A 17,682-nucleotide genomic window follows, 5' to 3' on the forward strand; every position below is an offset into this window, starting at 1 on the left:
CGGCGCCCGCGACGACCTCCGCAGTGTCGTGTCGGCGGTGCGAAATTCGCTCCGTCCTGGGCCCGTTGGCCGTGTTACTCGCTCCTGGACTCCAGGTTGCCTCGGGCCGGGGCTTGGGTGCCCTGGCTGATGTGCGTCAGCACGGGGTGCAGCCGTTGTGTGAAGTACTTGGCGACTCTTCGGGGGTTGTTGCTCTGTACGGCGGACCTGTCGAAGTGGGCCAGGTGGGGCTCCCAGCCGGCCGTGAAATAGACCATCGCCTTGAAGTAGAAGACCCTGATCGCCTTCGGATTCACCGGGCTCGGTAGGTCCGGCAGGATCGGGGGCTGCCAGAAGTCGCCGTACTTGTGCTTGAGTTCGTACAGCACGCCCTCGGCCTCGGCGATGGTCGAGGTCTTGAAGCGCTGGTACTCGGCCTCGTCGGTGACCAGGACGACGAGCCGGGACGGGTCCCTGCGGCGCAGGATCTCCACGTACTCCCACACCGTGCCGGGACCCGGCCCGGCGCCGAGGATGACCAGGCGGGCGTTGTCGATCAACTCCCCGACGGTGTCCTTCCAGTCGTCGAGAGGAAGGTACGTCCTGCGGGCGCCGGATCCGCCGGGCAACTGCTCACCGGGTCGGCCGACCGCGATCAGCGGGCCGAACCGTCGGAACATCCTGCCGAGCCGTTCCTCGTACGTGCGTCCCGAGCGCGTGATCGTCCGGGCGGGGTTGTTGAACGCATTGTCGTTCTCCGCCGCCGGGGCGATACCGGAGGACGTCAGGTCCTGTGTGAAAGGGCGCAGGTAGAGGACGTAGGAACCCGGCAGGAGGCTCGACGTGGAAGCGACGATGCGCGCCGTGTGGACTCTGGCGCGCCTGCCCATGAGCAGGCTGAGCACGAGCACCGCGACGCCCCCGACCATGACGCCGAGATAGATGAGCAGCAACACGTACCAGGGAAGGCCCTGGTAGCCGGGCATATTCGTGGTGGCCGACAGCGTCTTGACCCGTTGCCCGCTGAAGAGGACGGCCAGGCTGCCCGCCAGTCGCAAGATCCAGCCCGTGACCCGCAGAATCCAGCCAAAGACCTTGCGCTGCACGGGGAGAGAGGCTCGTTCCATATGGCAGCACCACACCCCTCATCCTTCACCGCGCTTCGTAGACCGCGACACGAACTGACCGGCCGAGGGCCGGGACTCTGCCACGTGAAGACGGTAGGCTGTGACGGTTCGGTTCCGTCAAGTCCGTCCGTACACATGCGGACGGCGAGAGCCTGGGCGATGCGACGGTCGAGCGCGATCATTGTGCGCACCGTCAGGCGCGTCGGCCGACTGATCGACGAACACGGTCGTGCGGTCGGGCCAGCGTCCACGACGGGCCCACCTAGCACTGGTTGCCTGTCGCGTTCTGCAGGCGGATGCCGCTGAATCCCAGCGTGCTGGTGGTCACCGCATCCCAGAAGTCCCAGAGGCTGTCCAGCACACGCAGCTGAATACCAGCGTCCCGGTGGAGCTGGAGGAGGTCGCCGACGGGCTGGGCCGGGCCAAGTGGTTTGACGGGTTCGGTGGATACGAAGGCGTGCGGCACTGGGTCGCCGAACGGCCGGAACGAAGCGGCGGAGAACCGGTAGGCGAACAGTTCGACGCTCAAGAAACGCATGACCCAGTCGTGCTCGATCGCATGCACGCGCTCGCCGCCCCAGAACTTCTGACTGGACAGCGGTGTCCCACGAACCGGCCGCCGCACCGGGACGAGCGGAATTGCGTAGCAGGGCGCCCCTCATCCCGTGCCGAGGGGCGCCGACTCGCCGTGGGCGGGTTCGGTGGGGGCGAACCACCGGTGGGCGGCGGTCCGGAGGGCGTCCAGGTCGGCCGGGTCGGGGTGGGGTGCGGATGATGCCCAGGCCACATAGCAGTCGGGGCGCAGCAACAGGGCGGTGGCCGCGGGGGCGGGGTGCTGGGGCTGTGCGGTGACGATGTCCACCTGGTCGGGGCAGTGGGCGAGCGCCTGCGCGGCCGTGCCGTCTTCGGTCAGGTCGAGCAGCAACGGCCGTGCGGTGGCGGTGAGTTCCGCCAACCGGACCGTCCCGGTGGGGGTACGCAGTTCCATGTCCGGCGCGAACCGGCCGACCAGGGGGTGCGCGTCGGGGCCGCCCATCGCGTAGCGGACGTCGGTGCCCGCGGTGAGGTCGGCGAGGTGCTGGATGGTGTCCGGGTGGCCGAGGAGTTCGGTGAACAGCTCGCGCAGCGCGGTGACATCGCTGCCCGGGGCGGTCAGCGCGGACTGTGCCTGGGCGTTGACGACCATGCGGTGGGCGGCTTGCCGCCGCTCGGTCTCGTAGCTGTCGAGCAGTTCGGGCCCGGCGTTGCCGTGGATGGCGGCGGCGAGCTTCCAGCCGAGGTTGACCGCGTCCTGCAGTCCGAGGTTGAGTCCGGGGCCGCCCCCTGAGGCGTAGACGTGTGCCGCGTCGCCGACGAGGAACACGCGGCGGTCCCGGAAGCGTTCGGCGACTCGGGTGTTGCCACCGGTCAAGCGGCGCAGCACGTGCGGTCCCTCGCCGACGGGCGGGCTCAGGGGCAGGTCGGCGCCGAGCACGCGGCGGACGCTCGCCCCGAGCTCGTCGAGGCTCATCGGCGCCTCGGTCTCGGGCTGGTCCCACTCAGTGGTGCTGACCAGCGGCGGGTGGCCGGGGAAGGGCGCGTAGGAGAACCCGCCGTGCTCGGTCCGGTGGGGCAGGAACGGCAGGACGGGGCCGTAGCCGGGCACGTTCAGTGCGCCGGTCGTGGGTTCCACCCATGCCGCCGGGACCGTCGCGTGCGCCGTCCGGGTTGTCCTGCGGTCATAGCTCACGCCGGGGAAACCGATGCCGGACCGCTTGCGGATGATGCTGCGTGCCCCGTCCGCCCCGACGACGTACGGGACCCGCAACCGGTAGGCGCCGTCCGCCCCCGTGACGTCCACGGTCACTGCCTGGTCGTCCTGCGACAGGCCGATGACCTCGTGCCCCCGCCGGATTTCCACCCCGAGTTCGATGGCCCGCGCCTGGAGGACTTCAACGATGCGCTGCTGCGGCGCCGGCAGGCCGTAGATCGGGCTGTCCTGGAGCAGGCTCAGGTTCAGACCCATCGCGGCGAACATGAAGTAGGCCGAGTTCGGCTGCGGCGGCCCCGGCACCCCGCTGAGGCGCTCGTACAGCCCTCGGCGGTCGATCATCTTCACGACCTGGCCGAGCAGTCCGTTTGCCTTCGGCTCTTCGCTCGGCGTGGGCAGGCTTTCCAGCACGATCGGATGGATCCCGGCCAGGGCCAGTTCGCAGGCCAGCATCAGCCCGTTCGGGCCGCCGCCGACTATGACGACATCAGTGATCACCAGCGTGTCTCCTCTTACCTGAGTGGAGTCTTACGTGGATGGATGGATGGATGGAGAGATGGCGGAACGGGTCAAGGAGTGGGAAGGCCTGCGGCGACCCGGTCGAACACCTCGCGCAGCGCCGGGGCGAGCGGGGCGGGCGGATCCGCGCGCAGGCAGTGCTCCACGGCCACGGCGCTGCTCGCGCCGATCACCGCGGCAACCAGCTTCGGGTACACATCACGGGTGACGTCGGTGCCGGTGCGTTCGGCGATCGCGTTGGCCAGCTCCTCCTGCGCGGCCGCGTTCGCCTTGACGACCTCACCCTGCAGGGCCGGTTCGGCCAGCATGAGCCGGAGGCCGTCCGTCCAGCGCCGGTCACGGGGAGAACTCGCGCCGGTGTCGCCCTGCGGCACGAACTGGGCCTGCACGGCATGGGCGATCGAGTCCCACAAGGGCTCGGCGGCCGGCCGCGTGCGCAGTGAGTCGGCGACCCGCAGCATGCGTTCCAGATGGCTGGCCGCGATCGCCTCGGCCTTACTGGAGAAGTAGTTGCGGAAGGTGCGCACGGACACGTTCGCCGCGGCGGCGATGTCCTCCACCGTCACGTTGTCCCACCCGCGCTGGATGCACAGGCCGATCGTGGCCTGGCTCAGCGCGACGCGGGTCTCCCGCTTCTTGCGCTCCCGCAGTCCGACGCGGGTGTCGTCTTCCTCTGTCATGTGAGCCACCCTAAGAAGAAATTGCCGAATGGGCAAGCTTGCCGATGCAGCAATTTTCTGTCGAGGTGATCCCGCCGAAGCGTCGGCGGCCAATTCGCTTGTCTGATGCCGCTGTACGCCGCTGTAGGCCGCCAGGGCCGATGATGGTGGCCATGGCATTGTCGACGGCGTTCACGGAGCTGTTCGGTGTGCGGCACCCGATCGCGCTGGCGCCGATGGGCGGCTCGGCCGGTGGTGCGCTGGCGGCGGCTGTCTCGCGCGGCGGCGGGCTCGGGCTGCTGGGCGGTGGCACCGGGGATCGGGACTGGCTGGCCCGCGAGTTGCCCATCGTTGCCGAGGGCGCCGGAACGCCGTGGGGGATCGGATTCCTGACCTGGGGGATCGAAGTCGGCGCGGTTGAACATGCGCTGGAGCACAACCCCGGGGCGGTGCTGCTGTCCTTCGGGGACCCGAGCCCGTTCGCCGAACGCATCCGTCGGGCAGGTGCGGCGCTGATCGTTCAGGTCACCGATCTGGAGGAGGCCCGGCGGGCGGTGGACCTGGGCGCCGATGTCATCGTGGCGCAGGGAACCGAAAGCGGTGGGCACGGCGCTCGGCACGGGCGGTCCACGTTGCCGTTCGTGCCGGTCGTGGTGGACCTGGCGGCACCGGTGCCGGTGCTGGCGGCCGGCGGGATCGCCGATGGCCGAGGTGTGGCCGCGGTGCTGGCCCTGGGGGCCGCTGGGGCGCTCATCGGCACCCGGTTCCAGGCCACGACCGAGGCCCTGGTCCCCGCCTCGACCGCCAGGGCCATCGTCCAGGGACGCGGGGCGGACACCGAGCGCAGCAGCGTGCTGGACACAGCCCGAGGCTCCCGGTGGCCGTCGAAATACACCGCCCGTACGCTCGGCCACCCCTTTCTCGACCAATGGCGGGGCCGGGAAGCCGAACTCGCCGCCGATCCCCAGGCCAGGCAGGCATACCAAGACGGCGTGGCACAGGGCGAGTTGCCCGCTCTGCCGCTGTGGGCCGGCGAAGCCGTCGACCTCATCAACGACGTGCCCTCCGCGACCGATCTCGTCGGCAGCCTCGCCGCACAGGCTGAGGAGGCACTGGCCCGAGCGGGCAGGCGATGACATGAACGCCGTGAACGCAACTGGCCGCCCCGGATTCATTGCTGGCCGCCGCTGTCACTGACGTCATCAGCGCAGCGCTCTCAGTGCGCCCGGCGGCGGTCTGCCGGGGGACCGAGTGCGGCGAGTGCGTGGTCGACGGCCTGGCCGAGTTCCGTGCGCAGGTGGGGGCATTCGCGTACCGGATCGGTTCTCGGGCAGGTCAGCAGGTGTTCGAGGACCTGCTGGGCGGTCTGCAGGTCGTGGATGCGGCCCTTGATCGCCTCGATTGACGCGGTCACCACCGCACGGCCCGAGGGATGGTCCGGGGCCGGGCTTTCGGCCATCAGCAGGGCCGTGTCGGCCAGGCTGACCGGACCCCGGTGGTGCAGACGCTGGATGAGTGCGAGCCGGCGCAGTTCGGTGCGGCCGTAGTGGCGCACGTTCCCGCGGCGTTCGGCCGCGGGAAGGAGGCCCAGGTCGTCGTAGTACCGCAGTGTCGATAACGGCACACCGAAGCATCGGGCGATCTGGCTGATCGGGTAACGCTCGTCAGTCATGCGCTCGTCAGTCATGACTCCATGGTGCGCTCAAGCCGGCTTGAGCTTGCAGGGTGGACCTCGGTCGCCCGTGAACCGTAAGAGCCTGTGTCCAAAAGGCTCGGTCACCCATGAACCGTAAAAGGACGGCCGTGGCGATGAAAGGCGATGAAAGGCGACGAAGGGCGATGAAGGGGGCAGGCATGCGTATGCAGGATGTGCCGGTGCTGGTGGTGGGCGGCGGCCCGGTCGGGCTGTCGACGGGGATGTTCCTCGCCCACTGGGGGATCCGGCCCCTGGTCGTAGAGAAGCGGGACTCCGTATCGGCGGTGCCGCGGGCGAGTACGAGCCTGCGCACATTGGAGGTGTTCCGTGCCATGGGCCTCGGGCCGGTGCTGGAGGAGGCCGGCTGGGAGGGCGGTACCCCGATGCGGTGGGTCTTCAAGAGCCGTGGAATTGGCGGGACTTCGCGCCCGGGAGGGCTACCGGCGCGTTTCGCCGGGCTGCTGGAAACCTGTAGCCCGGTGGACCCCCGTCTCACCTTGACGCATGACCAGGTGCAGCGCCTGGCACTGGACGAACTGCGCCGACGTGGTGGCGACATCCGGTTCGGTACGCGGCTGGTCGGTCTCACCCCCGAGGCCGACCACGTGCGCGTGCGGCTCGTCGACACTGCCACCGGCGCGCAGTGGGAAGTCACCGCCGGATACGTCATCGGTGCGGACGGGGCGAACAGTGACGTACGCGGTCAGCTGGGAATCACCGTCCCCGACCGGGCGGCCATCACACGCCTCAACACGGCTTTCTTCCGCGCCGACTTGGGGCCCGCGCTGCGGGAGCGGGGAACGCACCTGTGTTTCGTGCGCAACAAGCGGGTGCGCGCCACACTGAAGTCGAAGAACGGGCGCGACCAGTGGTCCTCGCACATCATGGACTTACCCCGGGAAGCCCGACGACCTGACCGAGCTGTCCGACGACAAGACCCTCGAACTGCTCCGGGCCGCGATCGGCGATGAGACGATCCCCATCGAACTGCACGCCGTCAACGCCTGGGAAGCCACCCTCGGCATGGCCTCCTCCTTCCAGCAGGGCCGGGTCTTCCTCGCCGGTGACGCGGCCCACGTGCAGAGCTCTGCGGGCGGGCGCTGGACGCTGTTCGCCGGACCCGGCGACCGCCGATGGCCCGCGACAGCCGCTTCACTCGGCATCGATCCGCAGCTCCACGAACTCAGCACCGTGGACGACGCCGTGTTGGTAAGACCTGACGGATTCGTGGCCTGGCGCGGCGCCACAGCGGAGTCCTTGCGGGAGGCGCTCCGTGACGTGGGGCTGCGGCACGTGCGTAGAGACACGGCACACCGAAGGTGAGACATCATGCCCCGGTCAACCGCTGGATGGCCTTGAGGGCTTGACTCGCTCCGTCCCCTGTCGCCATGTGGTGCGCGGCCGTCTGGAGGATGCCACGCAGCCCGGCCCGCCGCAGGGCGCGTACGGCGATCCCGCTCAGGCGCGCGCTCTCTCCGGCCGCCATGCTCCCGAAGCCGATCAGGACGGGAGGCGGCCCGGCCGCGAGGAAGTCCGCCAGGTCCGCGGGCAGTTGTTCGGCGGTGCGGTCGGCCATACGGAGGGAGAAGCGCCCGGCCGAGCGGGGCCGTGGTGGCCGACAGCAGGAGCAGATCCGTGCCGTCGGCCACCGCGTCGGTGAATCCCTGGCCCAGCTAGGTCATGAACGCGCCTGCGGCACGCATCAGTTCACGCTTGCTCCCGACCCCTGCGTGGGCCCGTGTGTCCGCGGGGAGGCGGCGGAATTCCAGCCCGGCCTCGCGTACCAGGGGCACGAAGGCGTCCGTGGTGGCCGGCGCGACGTCGTACCCGGAGCGGCGCAGTTCATCGCGTTCGAGAACTTCCACGGTGACTCCACGTTCGTCGGGCCGGCGTCAGGGGCTCGTGAGGATGACGAGTTGCTGGGTCGCCCGGGTCATGGCGACATAGCGGTCGACCGCTCCTTCGATGCCCTTGCCGAACGACTCCGGGTCGATGAGGACGACCAGGTCGAACTCGAGCCCCTTCGACAGTTCCGGGGTCAGCGACCGGACGCGGGACGTCGCGCGGAACGTGGGATCGCCGATGACGCAGGCGATCCCGTCGGCGTGTGCGGCGAGCCAGGTGTCGAGGACCGAGTCCAGATCAGTGGCGGATCCGTGGACGACGGGGACGTCGCCGCTGCGGATGGAGGTCGGCACGTTGGCGTCCGGGAGCGCGGCCCGGATGACCGGCTCGGCCTCCGCCATGATTTCTTCCGGCGTCCGGTAGTTGATGCTCAGGGAGGCCAGGTTGATCCGGTCGAGCCCGATCCGCTCCAGCCGTTCCTGCCACGACTCCGTGAACCCGTGCCGGGCCTGGGCACGGTCCCCGACGATGGTGAAGCTGCGGGACGGACACCGCAGCAGCAGCATCTGCCACTCCGCGTCAGTGAGTTCCTGGGCCTCGTCCACGACGATGTGCGCGAACGGGCCCGCGAGCAGGTCCGGTTCGGCGCCGGACAGCCCGCTCTCGTCGATCAGGGTGTCCTGCAGGTCCCGTCCGCGCAGCATCCCCAACGCGCCCTCGCTCTCGTCGATCTCGACGTTCTGCAGCAGGTCGGCGATGACGTCGGCCCTGCGCGCGCGTTCGGCGGCGACAGCGGCCTCGTTCCGGCGCTTGCGCCGGGACGCCTCCGGGTCGCCGAGCCGCTGCCGTGCCGCGTCCAGGAGCGGCAGGTCGGACACCGTCCAGGCCTGGGCGTCCGCGCGCCGCAGTCTCCGTACGTCGTCGGGGCCGAGCCAGGGAGCGCACATCCGCAGGTAGGCGGATACCGACCACAGGTCTCCGACGAGGTCGGCCGCTTCGAGCAGCGGCCACGCGCGGTTGAAGGTCGTGAGCAGCTCCCTGTTCTGCCGCAGCGACGTGCGGAGCAACTCGGCCGAGACGTCGCCGTCGTGCTTGTCGACCAGGATCGTGAGCAGCTCCTCCCAGATCTGGTCGCGCGCCTCGTTGTGCGGAGTACCGGGTGCCGCGTCGAACGCAACGGCCCAGTCGTCGGCGCTCAGCCAGATGTCGGACCAGGGGGTCGTGACCGTCATCCCCTTGGCCGGCGGCTCCTCGTAGAACCTGACGGCCGCCTCGATCCCCTTCACCAGGTCCGCGGACGACTTCAGGCGGGCAACGTCCGGGTCGGCCTCGATTCCCGCTGAGGCTCCTTCGGCGACGAGGTCCCGCAGGGTGCAGGTCTGCACGCCCTCCTCGCCGAGGCTGGGCAGGACGTCGGCGACGTACGCCAGGTAGGGCCGGTGCGGACCGACGAACAGTACGCCGCCCCGGCGGTGACCGAGGCGGGGGTCGGAGTAGAGGAGGTAGGCGGAGCGGTGCAGCGCGACGACGGTCTTGCCCGTACCCGGACCGCCGTCCACGACGAGAGCGCCGCGGGAGCCCGCGCGGATGATGGCGTCCTGGTCTGCCTGGATGGTGCCGAGCACGTCTCGCATCCGGGGCGAACGGTTGCTGCCCAGGCTGGCGATGAACGCGGACTGGTCGTCCAGCGCGGCGTGCCCGGCGAACCCGTCCGAGGTGAACACCTCGTCCCAGTAGTCGCCGATCCGGCCCCGGGTCCAGCGATACCTGCGGCGGCTTGCCAGACCCATCGGGTTGCCGTGGGTTGCTCCGAAGAACGGCTCGGCCGCGGGGGAGCGCCAGTCGAGCAGCAGCCGACGGCCCGCGCTGTCCGTCAGGCCGAATCGTCCGACGTACACGGGCTCGGGGTCGTCCGCGCCGACCATGTGCCCGAGGCACAGGTCCAGACCGAAGCGGCGCAGGGCGCGCAGGCGAGTGGTCATCCGATGGATCTCCATGTCCCGGTCCATCGCCTGCCGGCCCACGCCGCCCGGCGCCCTGCGCTCGGCGTCCAGGCGGTCGGACAGCTCGGCTATCGACTGCTCAAGGCACTCCTCGATGGCCGCGAAATGCTGCTCGTCGGCGGCGATCAGCGTCGGGTCGGCCTTGGGGGAGAGGTGGTCGGGAAGGTCAAATGCGCTGGCAGTCAGGGGATTCACGGCATCAGCTGCCTTTCTGGTGTTCTGGGTCCTGGCTCGACGGTCCGTGTGGTTCATGCGGACACCGGCGGCCTTCCCCTGCTGATCGCGTCGAGGAGCAGTTGTGCGGCCACCGTCGCCCCGTCGGTGCGGATCGTGGCGGCCACGGCGCCGGCTCGTGCGCGGGTCCCGGGTGCCAGGGCCGTCTTGAGCGCGGCCGACAGCGACCCGGTGGTGGGAGTCGGACCGTGGTGTGCCGCGCCGATGCCCAGCTGTGCCACTCGGCCGGCCCAGTATGGCTGGTCGGCGGTCTGGGGTACGACCACTTGGGGCGCGCCGGCCCGGGTGGCGGTCGTCGTCGTACCCGCGCCACCGTGGTGCACGACGGCGGCCACCCGGCCGAACAGCGCCTGATGGTTGACCTCTCCGACGGCGAAGCAGTCGTCCTGGTCGTCGATCGGGGCCAGGTCGGCCCAACCGTGGGCGAGGAGTGCGCGGCGGCCGTGTGCGCGGATCGCCTCGATGGTCACCTGGGCGACGTCCGTCGATGTGTGCATGGGCATGCTGCCGAAGCCGACATACACCGGTGGTGTGCCGGCGTCCAGGAACGCCAGCAACTCCTCAGGTAGCGGGCGCTCGTCCGGCAGGAACCACGCACCGGTCTGAACGACGTCGAGGTCCGGCGTGTCCTGCCACGGGTCCAGGACCGGGTCCGTCGCCAGCCACGGCCGGTCGCCGATGACGAAGTCGCGGACGTTGTCCACCGGTGGCAGGCCGATCGACGCCCGGTTCGTGTTGAGCGCCGCACCGAACAGCGCGTTGATGCTCTCGGCGTCCAGGCTCCACAGCGTCCGGTTGTCGGTCACCTCCGCCGGGAACGGCCGGCCCGGGTACGCCAGCGGCGGGTGGTGCGGCGATGGCAGGGTGAGCTGCTGGAAGGTGACGGACACGGAGGGGATGCCCAGCTTCTCGGCCACCGACAGAGCTCCGGCCGCGGCCGGCATCACGCCGGTCGCCACCACCACATCGCATCCCTCGGCCGCCGCCGTGACCGCGTCGAACTGGCTGGCGATCAACTCGGCCGCGCGCTGGGGCAAGGACGACGACGGCGGCGCGGCCTTCGTCAGCGCGCGCGCCGACCGGCCGACCGGCACCAGCGGCACTCCCACACCGGCCAACCGCTGCGCGAAGTCCTCGTCCGGCGGCGCGCACACCCGCGCTTCCGCGCCGAGTGCCCGCAGCCGCTCCGCGAGTCCCACCAGCGGTTCGACGTCCCCGCGCGACCCATACGTAGACAACAGCACACGCACTTCGTGACTCCCCTATTTCCGCAGGTCCTGGCCTAGGCCGACGATTCTGCGGCAGGTGGGGGGCCTTGCCGCAAGGCCTCCCGTGCGCTATATGTTGAGAGTGGAAAGGAGTGGGTACTCCTCCTTGTCCCCTTCTACCGTCCGCTTCCATCGTCCGCTGTGGACGGACGACTCCTCGTGAAGCGATGGCTCGCCGCGTACGCCGGGCTGGTGCGTACGACAACTCGGCCGACGGCGATCGGCGAGGGCGTGCTGCTGCCGGGGACTTCGCATACCGAGGGCTCGCTGTCACCCGAACCGGGCGCGATCGGACGAGCTCGGTTGCGGCCGAAGACGAAACGGCCCGGCCCGTGCGGTGGGCACCGCGAGACCAACGGGGCACCGGTCGACGTGGTCGTTCATGGGGAGGGGGCGGCCGCGCGCCCGCTGACAGAGTCACCAAGCAGACGCCTGAAGAACGCTGTTGACGGTTCCGCCCGCACACCCGGGCGCCGGGGGTTGGCGGGCCGTACCGCCCAAAACCCCCGGCACCTCGTGTTCGCCGAGTCGGCCACTACTCCGCCAGCGACTCGCGAAAAGGCCGTAGAGCGTGTGGTACGCCGCGTCCTGTGTCGGGATGAGTACGAGCACGCGAATGGTCAGGTTTCCCTTGGTGGGGACGATGTGGACGCCCTCGGGGGGGGAGAGAGAGCAGACGTTGCTGGTCACCTTGGCGGTGCCGAGCTGGGTGCCGCCCTCGGCGAGCGACACCGTGTCGGCGTTGAACGCGACGCCGTCGACGGTGGCGCCGCTGTCCACCTCGACGCCCTCCTTGGGTGACCTGATGTCCACGACGGGTGTCGGCAGGGTGACGTAGAAGCGCAGCGGCGTCTTGCCGGACTGCACGTCGTCGCGCACGGCGATGGCGGCGAGGTCGTGCTGGCCGAGCGGCCAGTCGGCGTCCGGGGCGTACTCCCACTTGCTGTCCTTGAGCGGGCAGGTGCCCAGCAGCTTGGACCCTTCGTAGAGCAGTACCTGCTGGACGTCGGGGGCCGCGTTGCCCTGGATCGCCTGTCGGCGGTCCTGGGTCTGTGCGCTGGGCCGGGGGGCGGTGAACGCGGGGAGCGGCACCGGCTTGTTGAAGGCGAGCGCGGACTGGGCCTGGTCGTTCCAGGTCCTGGTGGCGCTCCCGGCGAGCGGGACCCGCGTCAGGTCCGCGATCACGGAGTTGGCCGGGACGGGCAACTGCGAGCCGCCCTGATTGGTCCGCGTGAAGAGGATGTTGTCCCGATCGGTGTTGTTGACGACGCTGCTCACACCGTTATCGCTCAGGGAGAAGGCATTCTTCGGGGCGGCGTCTTATATGGTGCTGGCTGGATTGAGGGCAGTGAGTGGCTGGAATTGCGGTGATACGCATTCCGCCGCTACTGCTGTGTCGTGAGCGGTGCAATGGACTGGCCGAGTCGATGACGGGCAGGGCGGGGGCGGGGCGCCCTTCGGCCCGTTCAAGACCATGAGGGTAGGGACGCGCCCGTTCCTGCCCGGCGCGCTCCCGCGCAACACCCTTACGCAGGCCACGTCCCGCTATTCCGTCCGCAGCACTTCCGCCACCGGGGCCTTCGCGGCGCCGCGGGCGGGGAGGTAGGCGCCCAGTGCCGCGATGAGTGAGCCCGCGAAGATCAGCAGCGCCAGCGTCGGCCAACTCCACACGTCCATCAGCGAGTTCGGCAGGTCGAGTCCGGTGCCGCGCCCGGTCAGCGGGATGATGATCCGGTGCGCGAGGAGCCCGAGCGGGACGCCGAGGAGTCCGCCGACCGCTCCGAGTGCCGTCATGGAGGTCACCACCATGGCGCTGACCTGACGCGGCGTCATGCCGATCGACTTGAGCATCCCCAAGTCCCTGCGCCGCTCCAGGGTGTTGAGGACCACCGTGTTGAACACGCCGAGGCTCGATACGACGATCAGCATCACGGTGAGCGTCGACACCACGCTGATGATGACCTTTTCGAGGGTGTCGGTGCCGCCGTTCACCGACGCCTTCAGCCCCGGGTCGATACGCGCGACCGCTGCGGCGTAGGCCCCCGGGTCGGTGCCTTTGGTGAGTTGGACGGAGAAGGTCTGGGCGCGCTGGGCCATGCTGAGCGGGACGTAACGCTTCCAGTCCAGGGTCGTCACGTCCCATCCCCCGACGCTCTCGCCGACGATCCTCTGCTGCCGGGGTCCACCGGGCGTGTCCAGCGTGATCGTGTCGCCGAGGGACACCTTGTGCCGGTGCCAGAACTCGGATGACACCACCACCTCGTCAGGCCCCTCGATCCAGCGCCCGCGGGCGAGTTCCAGGTGCAGTGCCGTCGTGTCGCCGCTCTCGACGCCCACCCGGAGGGTTCCCGACGAACCTGCCATGCGCGTCTCCAGCGGGGTCTGCGCGGACACGTGCGCGGTGCCGGGCAGCGAGCGCAGCAGCGAGAAGAGCTGGTCGTCGGAGTGTGTCGGGCCGGGAGGGTGCCACTTCGGGTTGTGCACGTCGATGCTGACCTGGATCTTGTCCGGCTGGCTCTGCAGCTGCTCGAACTTGACGACGGAGGCCGAGATGCCGAGAGCCATCGTCACGGTCATGACGCCGAGTACGACGGTCGACAGCGTCAGAGCCGTGCGACCCGGGCGGGCGAACGGCCAGCCCAGGCCCAGACTCACCGGACGCGGCAGGCGCGATCCGGCGAGCCTGCGCTGGATCGCCAGGCCGTGTCCGGACTGCTGGACGCTGCCCGCGCTGATGGCGACGGCGGCGGGCAGGCGCCGGGCGCGCATCGCCGGGATGAGTGCGGACAGTGCGACGAGCAACGGCATGCCGATCAGTACCGCCGGACAGACCCACGTCGGGACGGTCGCCTTGCCGATGACGAGGTCGTTGTCGAAGATGCCCCAGAAGGCCTGGTTCACCAGCTTCTTTGCGACAAGGCCGCCGATCACCGAGCCGAGGACGCAGCCGATCACGGCCGGGAACGTGACCATGACGAGATAGACCGCCGTCACCTGGTTCGGCGTGAATCCCAGAGCCTTGAGGACCCCGATGTGGCGGAAGCCCGAGACGACCGCCCCGCTGACGACGTTGCCGACGATCAGCACCGACACGATCAGGCCCAGGATGCCGAAGACCGTCAGGAACGGCACATAGGTGTTCGGGCCCTTGGCGAGGCTCGCCTTGATGGCCAGGTAGGAGCCGGTTCCCGTCAGCGCGGTCGACGGCAGGCCGTGCGTGGCGGCGGCCATCCCGGTCTTCAGGGCCGAGTCGGATCCGGCGTTCTTGAAGCGGTACATCATCTGGAGCGAGGACGCGTGCAGGGCGCGGGCCTGGTCGGGCGTGACCCAGCCGCCCGCGGACTGGCCGGCCGACTTGGTGTAGCCGACGACCTTGAGATGTACGCCGTCCGGGGTGACGACGTCGTGCTCGGACCCGTCACGTTCCGGATTCTGGTTCAGGACGATCTCGCCGGGGCCCTTCACCCAGCGGCCGGCGGTGAGTTCGAGGGTGTCGACCGGGGTGTCCGGCCGGTCGCGGCCGACGACGGTGAAGGAACCGGCAAGCCCGATCGGATGGTCGCCGGTCTGCGCGGGCGAGTGGAGGACGGCCTCGGGATAGGGACCCGCGACAGCCTCGACGCCGGGAGCGTTCGCGGCCCGGGCGATCTGGTCGGCGGTCGCCTTCGAGCTGTCGAACTCGGCGATGACGTGCGCTCCGTTCGCGGCGTTGTAGGCCTTGTCGAAGGGCCCCGACACGGCCGCCAGCAGGCCAAGGGTGGCGATGGCCATGGCGCTGGAGACCATGACGACGACGCCGAGGATGAGGGTCTGGAGTCTGCGGCGCTTCACGGCCGCGCGGGAAGCCCGCCAGACGGCGCTCATCGCGCGACCTCCGTGACCACGTCGCCGCTCACCGAACGGTCCCGGGCGATGCGCCCGTCCGCGACCTCGACAACCCGGCGGGCACACTGCGCGGCGAGCCGGGGGTCGTGCGTGACGATCAGGAGCGTCTGGCCGAGCCGGTTGAGATCCATGAGCAATTGCGTCACCTGGTCGCCGGAACGGCTGTCCAGGGCGCCGGTCGGCTCGTCGGCCAGCAGGAGCGACGGCCGGTTCATCAACGCCCGTGCGGTGGCGACCCGTTGCCGCTCGCCGCCCGACAGCGAGGAAGGATAGATGTTCTTCCGGTCGGCGATGGAGAGTTCGTCCATGAGCTCCAGGGCGCGCTTGCGCGCCGCGGACGCCTTCATCCCGGCCAGTTGTCCGGACAGGGCGATGTTGTCCAGGGCGGGCAGGTCGTCAAGGAGGTTGAAGAACTGGAAGATCATGCCGATCCGGCGGCGCCGGAACAGCGCCAGGCCCTTCTCGTCGAGCGCGGCCAAGTCCTCCCCGCCGACGACGACCGAACCGGCGGTCGGCCGGTCGAGCCCGGAGACCATGTTCAGCAGCGTCGACTTCCCGGAGCCGGACGGCCCCATCACGGCGACCGACTCGCCCGCACCGATCTCCAGACAGACGCCGTCCAGCGCCGCGTAATCCCCGAAGTCCTTCCGCACGTCCGCGAGTTGGACGACGGCTTCCCGTTCCTCGTAACCACCCAAGTTCGTCATGGGCAGAACACTGCCGATCACCCGGGTCCACCGGCATCGGAGCGCCGTCCCCACTGCACCGGTCCGGATGCCGACCCAGGGTGTACACCTGGGGGCCGATGGCCGGAAATGATCACCCGGCTACGATCACGGCATGCCCACGACATCGCCTCCGACACCGCTCCAGCGTGTGACGCCCGGCGCGTGGACGGCGCTCGCCTGGTGCCTGTCCACGCTGTACTCGTTCACCGTCCAGATCCGCTGGCCGGGAGAGGCGTGGGCGGCCTGGGGCGAGAAGAGCGGCCGCACCGACCCGTTCGCCATGCGCGGTCGCGAGGAGACGCTCCTGCTGTGCGCGGCGATCATGATGGGCTTCGCCTGTTGGTTGCTGTCGCGCAGACCGCTGCTGGCGCTCGCCCTGCTGGTGCTCAGCGCGCTGGCCCTGACCAACGGCCCGTTCCACACCGTCAGCATCGCGCCCGAGCAGTACCTCCCGGTCTGTCTCGCCGTCTGCTTCGTCGCGGCCGACCGGCCCCGGCGGACTTCGCTGTGTGCCGCCGGGCTGGCGCTCGTCGGGCTCGTCGGTTACATCGGCGTGCGCTTCGCGGCGGGTTTCCGGGTCGGCACGTCGGTCGAGGCCGTCGTCCTGATGGCGATCGTCGTCGCCTGGGTGATCGGGAACTCGCGACGCCAGGAACGCGCGCACGCACAGGAGTTGCGTACCCAGATCGCGGAGCAGGCGGTGACGGCCGAGCGGCTGCGGATCGCCCGCGAGCTGCACGACATGGTCGCGCACAGCATCGGCGTCGTCGCCTTCCAGGCCGGGGCCGCCAGACGTGTCATCGACACCCAGCCCGACGGCGCCCGCACGGCACTGGGCGTCATAGAGGACACCAGCCGGGAGACGCTCGCCGGGCTGCGCCGCATGCTCGGCGCGCTCCATGACGCCGAGTCGGGCGGGGCCGGGAGACCGCTCGCCGGGCTCGAAGACGTCGACAAGCTGGTGGCGGATGCCAGGAACGCCGGCGTCCGGGTGGACGTCGAATGGCGTGGCGAGCGGCGTCCGCTGCCTCCCGAGGTCGACCTGTCCGCGTTCCGCATCATCCAGGAGTCCGTCACCAACGTGGTGAAGCACTCCAGGACGCAGCAGTGCCGGGTCTCGGTGGTCTTCGAGCCGGGCGGCCTCTCCGTCGTGATCGTGGACAGCGGGTCCGGGCACGGCGGCGGTGCAGGCACCGGTTACGGTATCGCCGGGATGCGCGATCGGGTGAAGCTGCTGCACGGCGACTTCGCCGCAGGTCCGCGCCCCGAGGGCGGCTACCGTGTGAGCGCCCGTCTCCCCGCCCTGATGGAGGTCTGATGCCGGTCCGTGTCGTGCTCGCCGACGACCAGCCGCTGATCCGCGCCGGTCTGGTCATGGTGATCGCCGACATCCCGGACATCGAGGTCGTCGGGGAGGCCGGGAACGGCGCCGAGGCCGTGCAACTGGTCCGGGACCTGAAACCCGACGTCGTCGTCATGGACATCCGCATGCCCGGTATGGACGGCATCGAGGCCACCAGGATGATCACGAAGGAGGACGGCGCCCCGCATGTCATCGTCCTGACGACCTTCGACGATGACGACAACGTCTACAACTCCTTGCGCGCGGGCGCTTCCGGATTCCTCGTCAAGGACATGGCGCTGGACGACATCGTCGCGGCGGTACGGGTCGTCGCCGACGGGGACGCGCTGATCGCGCCGAAGGTGACGCGCCGTCTGATCGAGGAGTTCGCCGACCGTCCGCAACGGGGCGCCGCGCAGCCGCCCAAGGAACTGGAGCGGATCACCGACCGCGAGCTTGAGGCGCTGACGCTGATCGGCCGGGGGATGTCGAACACCGAGATCGCCGAGACCATGGTCATCAGCGGCGCGACCGTGAAGGCGTATGTGACACGGCTGTTGGCGAAGCTCGACGCCCGCGACCGCGTCCACCTCGTCATCATCGCCTACGAAGCCGGCCTCGTCTCACCGGGCCCCTGAGCCGTCGCG

At 69.9% G+C, this 17,682-nt stretch carries 15 protein-coding genes and 1 pseudogene; 5 read left to right on the top strand and 11 right to left on the bottom strand.

Annotated features, from left to right (window positions below):
• Positions 1-74: 74 nt before the first annotated feature.
• The 4 genes from ACIBK6_RS10075 to ACIBK6_RS10090 all read right to left on the bottom strand — a co-directional run bounded on the left by ACIBK6_RS10075 (position 75) and on the right by ACIBK6_RS10090 (position 4,055).
• Positions 75-1,106: a hypothetical protein gene (locus tag ACIBK6_RS10075; protein ID WP_399050452.1), complete on the bottom strand. Its 1,032-nt coding sequence runs from the start codon at positions 1,104-1,106 to the stop codon at positions 75-77.
• A gap of 262 nt (positions 1,107-1,368) precedes the next feature.
• Positions 1,369-1,731: a DUF6886 family protein gene (locus ACIBK6_RS10080; protein WP_399050454.1), complete on the bottom strand. Its 363-nt coding sequence runs from the start codon at positions 1,729-1,731 to the stop codon at positions 1,369-1,371.
• A gap of 33 nt (positions 1,732-1,764) precedes the next feature.
• On the bottom strand, positions 1,765-3,354 hold the full coding sequence (locus tag ACIBK6_RS10085; RefSeq protein WP_399050456.1) for an FAD-dependent monooxygenase: 1,590 nt from the start codon (positions 3,352-3,354) through the stop codon (positions 1,765-1,767).
• A 71-nt stretch (positions 3,355-3,425) separates the two neighbouring features.
• Entirely contained in the window at positions 3,426-4,055 is a 630-nt protein-coding gene (locus ACIBK6_RS10090) for a TetR/AcrR family transcriptional regulator (protein WP_399050458.1), read from the bottom strand.
• A gap of 140 nt (positions 4,056-4,195) precedes the next feature.
• Here ACIBK6_RS10090 and ACIBK6_RS10095 point away from each other — a divergent pair, with 140 nt between their 5' ends.
• Complete coding sequence (locus ACIBK6_RS10095; RefSeq protein WP_399050460.1) at positions 4,196-5,170, top strand: NAD(P)H-dependent flavin oxidoreductase; 975 nt, start codon at positions 4,196-4,198, stop codon at positions 5,168-5,170.
• An 80-nt stretch (positions 5,171-5,250) separates the two neighbouring features.
• Here ACIBK6_RS10095 and ACIBK6_RS10100 read toward each other — a convergent pair whose 3' ends face one another.
• Entirely contained in the window at positions 5,251-5,721 is a 471-nt protein-coding gene (locus ACIBK6_RS10100; protein WP_399050462.1) for a MerR family transcriptional regulator, read from the bottom strand.
• Between the two features lie 167 nt (positions 5,722-5,888).
• Here ACIBK6_RS10100 and ACIBK6_RS10105 point away from each other — a divergent pair, with 167 nt between their 5' ends.
• Positions 5,889-6,701 (top strand): FAD-dependent oxidoreductase, encoded by an 813-nt coding sequence (locus ACIBK6_RS10105; protein ID WP_399050464.1) that lies wholly within the window; start codon positions 5,889-5,891, stop codon positions 6,699-6,701.
• Positions 6,691-7,053 (top strand): FAD-dependent monooxygenase, encoded by a 363-nt coding sequence (locus ACIBK6_RS10110; RefSeq protein ID WP_399050982.1) that lies wholly within the window; start codon positions 6,691-6,693, stop codon positions 7,051-7,053. The genes ACIBK6_RS10105 and ACIBK6_RS10110 overlap by 11 nt, the downstream gene beginning before the upstream one ends.
• Before the next feature lie 49 nt (positions 7,054-7,102).
• On the opposite strand, the pseudogene ACIBK6_RS10115 reads toward ACIBK6_RS10110, so the two are convergent.
• The 6 genes and pseudogenes from ACIBK6_RS10115 to ACIBK6_RS10140 all read right to left on the bottom strand — a co-directional run.
• Positions 7,103-7,595, bottom strand: a pseudogene (locus ACIBK6_RS10115) (glycosyltransferase); the annotation flags it as partial.
• Positions 7,596-7,622: 27 nt separating this feature from the next.
• On the bottom strand, positions 7,623-9,773 hold the full coding sequence (gene helR, locus ACIBK6_RS10120; protein WP_399050466.1) for an RNA polymerase recycling motor ATPase HelR: 2,151 nt from the start codon (positions 9,771-9,773) through the stop codon (positions 7,623-7,625).
• 53 nt (positions 9,774-9,826) lie between these two features.
• Entirely contained in the window at positions 9,827-11,062 is a 1,236-nt protein-coding gene (locus ACIBK6_RS10125) for a glycosyltransferase (protein ID WP_399050468.1), read from the bottom strand.
• Between the two features lie 435 nt (positions 11,063-11,497).
• Positions 11,498-12,358 carry a hypothetical protein gene (locus tag ACIBK6_RS10130; RefSeq protein ID WP_399050470.1) on the bottom strand — a complete coding sequence of 287 codons (861 nt, stop codon included), beginning with the start codon at positions 12,356-12,358 and terminating at the stop codon, positions 11,498-11,500.
• Between the two features lie 267 nt (positions 12,359-12,625).
• Positions 12,626-14,944 (bottom strand): FtsX-like permease family protein, encoded by a 2,319-nt coding sequence (locus tag ACIBK6_RS10135; protein WP_399050472.1) that lies wholly within the window; start codon positions 14,942-14,944, stop codon positions 12,626-12,628.
• A complete protein-coding gene (locus ACIBK6_RS10140; RefSeq protein ID WP_399050474.1) occupies positions 14,941-15,672 on the bottom strand; it encodes an ABC transporter ATP-binding protein in 732 nt (243 codons plus the stop codon). The genes ACIBK6_RS10135 and ACIBK6_RS10140 overlap by 4 nt, the downstream gene beginning before the upstream one ends.
• A 133-nt stretch (positions 15,673-15,805) precedes the next feature.
• On the opposite strand from ACIBK6_RS10140, the gene ACIBK6_RS10145 reads away from it, so the two are divergent.
• Together ACIBK6_RS10145 and ACIBK6_RS10150 are read left to right on the top strand one after the other, a co-directional pair.
• A complete protein-coding gene (locus ACIBK6_RS10145) occupies positions 15,806-17,011 on the top strand; it encodes a sensor histidine kinase (protein ID WP_399050476.1) in 1,206 nt (401 codons plus the stop codon).
• On the top strand, positions 17,011-17,673 hold the full coding sequence (locus ACIBK6_RS10150) for a response regulator (protein WP_399050478.1): 663 nt from the start codon (positions 17,011-17,013) through the stop codon (positions 17,671-17,673). Before ACIBK6_RS10145 ends, ACIBK6_RS10150 begins: the two co-directional genes overlap by 1 nt.
• Positions 17,674-17,682 lie beyond the last annotated feature (9 nt).

The sequence above is a fragment of the Streptomyces sp. NPDC050485 genome (assembly GCF_044458185.1).
Taxonomy (GTDB): Bacteria; Actinomycetota; Actinomycetes; order Streptomycetales; family Streptomycetaceae; genus Streptomyces.

Coding starts and splice junctions, on each gene's coding strand:
- ACIBK6_RS10150 (WP_399050478.1), top strand. CDS start 17,011: ATGCCGGTCCGTGTCGTGCTCGCCGACGACCAGCCGCTGATCCGCGCC.
- ACIBK6_RS10075 (WP_399050452.1), bottom strand. CDS start 1,106: ATGGAACGAGCCTCTCTCCCCGTGCAGCGCAAGGTCTTTGGCTGGATT.
- ACIBK6_RS10135 (WP_399050472.1), bottom strand. CDS start 14,944: ATGAGCGCCGTCTGGCGGGCTTCCCGCGCGGCCGTGAAGCGCCGCAGA.
- ACIBK6_RS10145 (WP_399050476.1), top strand. CDS start 15,806: ATGCCCACGACATCGCCTCCGACACCGCTCCAGCGTGTGACGCCCGGC.
- ACIBK6_RS10100 (WP_399050462.1), bottom strand. CDS start 5,721: ATGACTGACGAGCGCATGACTGACGAGCGTTACCCGATCAGCCAGATC.
- ACIBK6_RS10140 (WP_399050474.1), bottom strand. CDS start 15,672: ATGACGAACTTGGGTGGTTACGAGGAACGGGAAGCCGTCGTCCAACTC.
- ACIBK6_RS10090 (WP_399050458.1), bottom strand. CDS start 4,055: ATGACAGAGGAAGACGACACCCGCGTCGGACTGCGGGAGCGCAAGAAG.
- ACIBK6_RS10105 (WP_399050464.1), top strand. CDS start 5,889: ATGCGTATGCAGGATGTGCCGGTGCTGGTGGTGGGCGGCGGCCCGGTC.
- ACIBK6_RS10095 (WP_399050460.1), top strand. CDS start 4,196: ATGATGGTGGCCATGGCATTGTCGACGGCGTTCACGGAGCTGTTCGGT.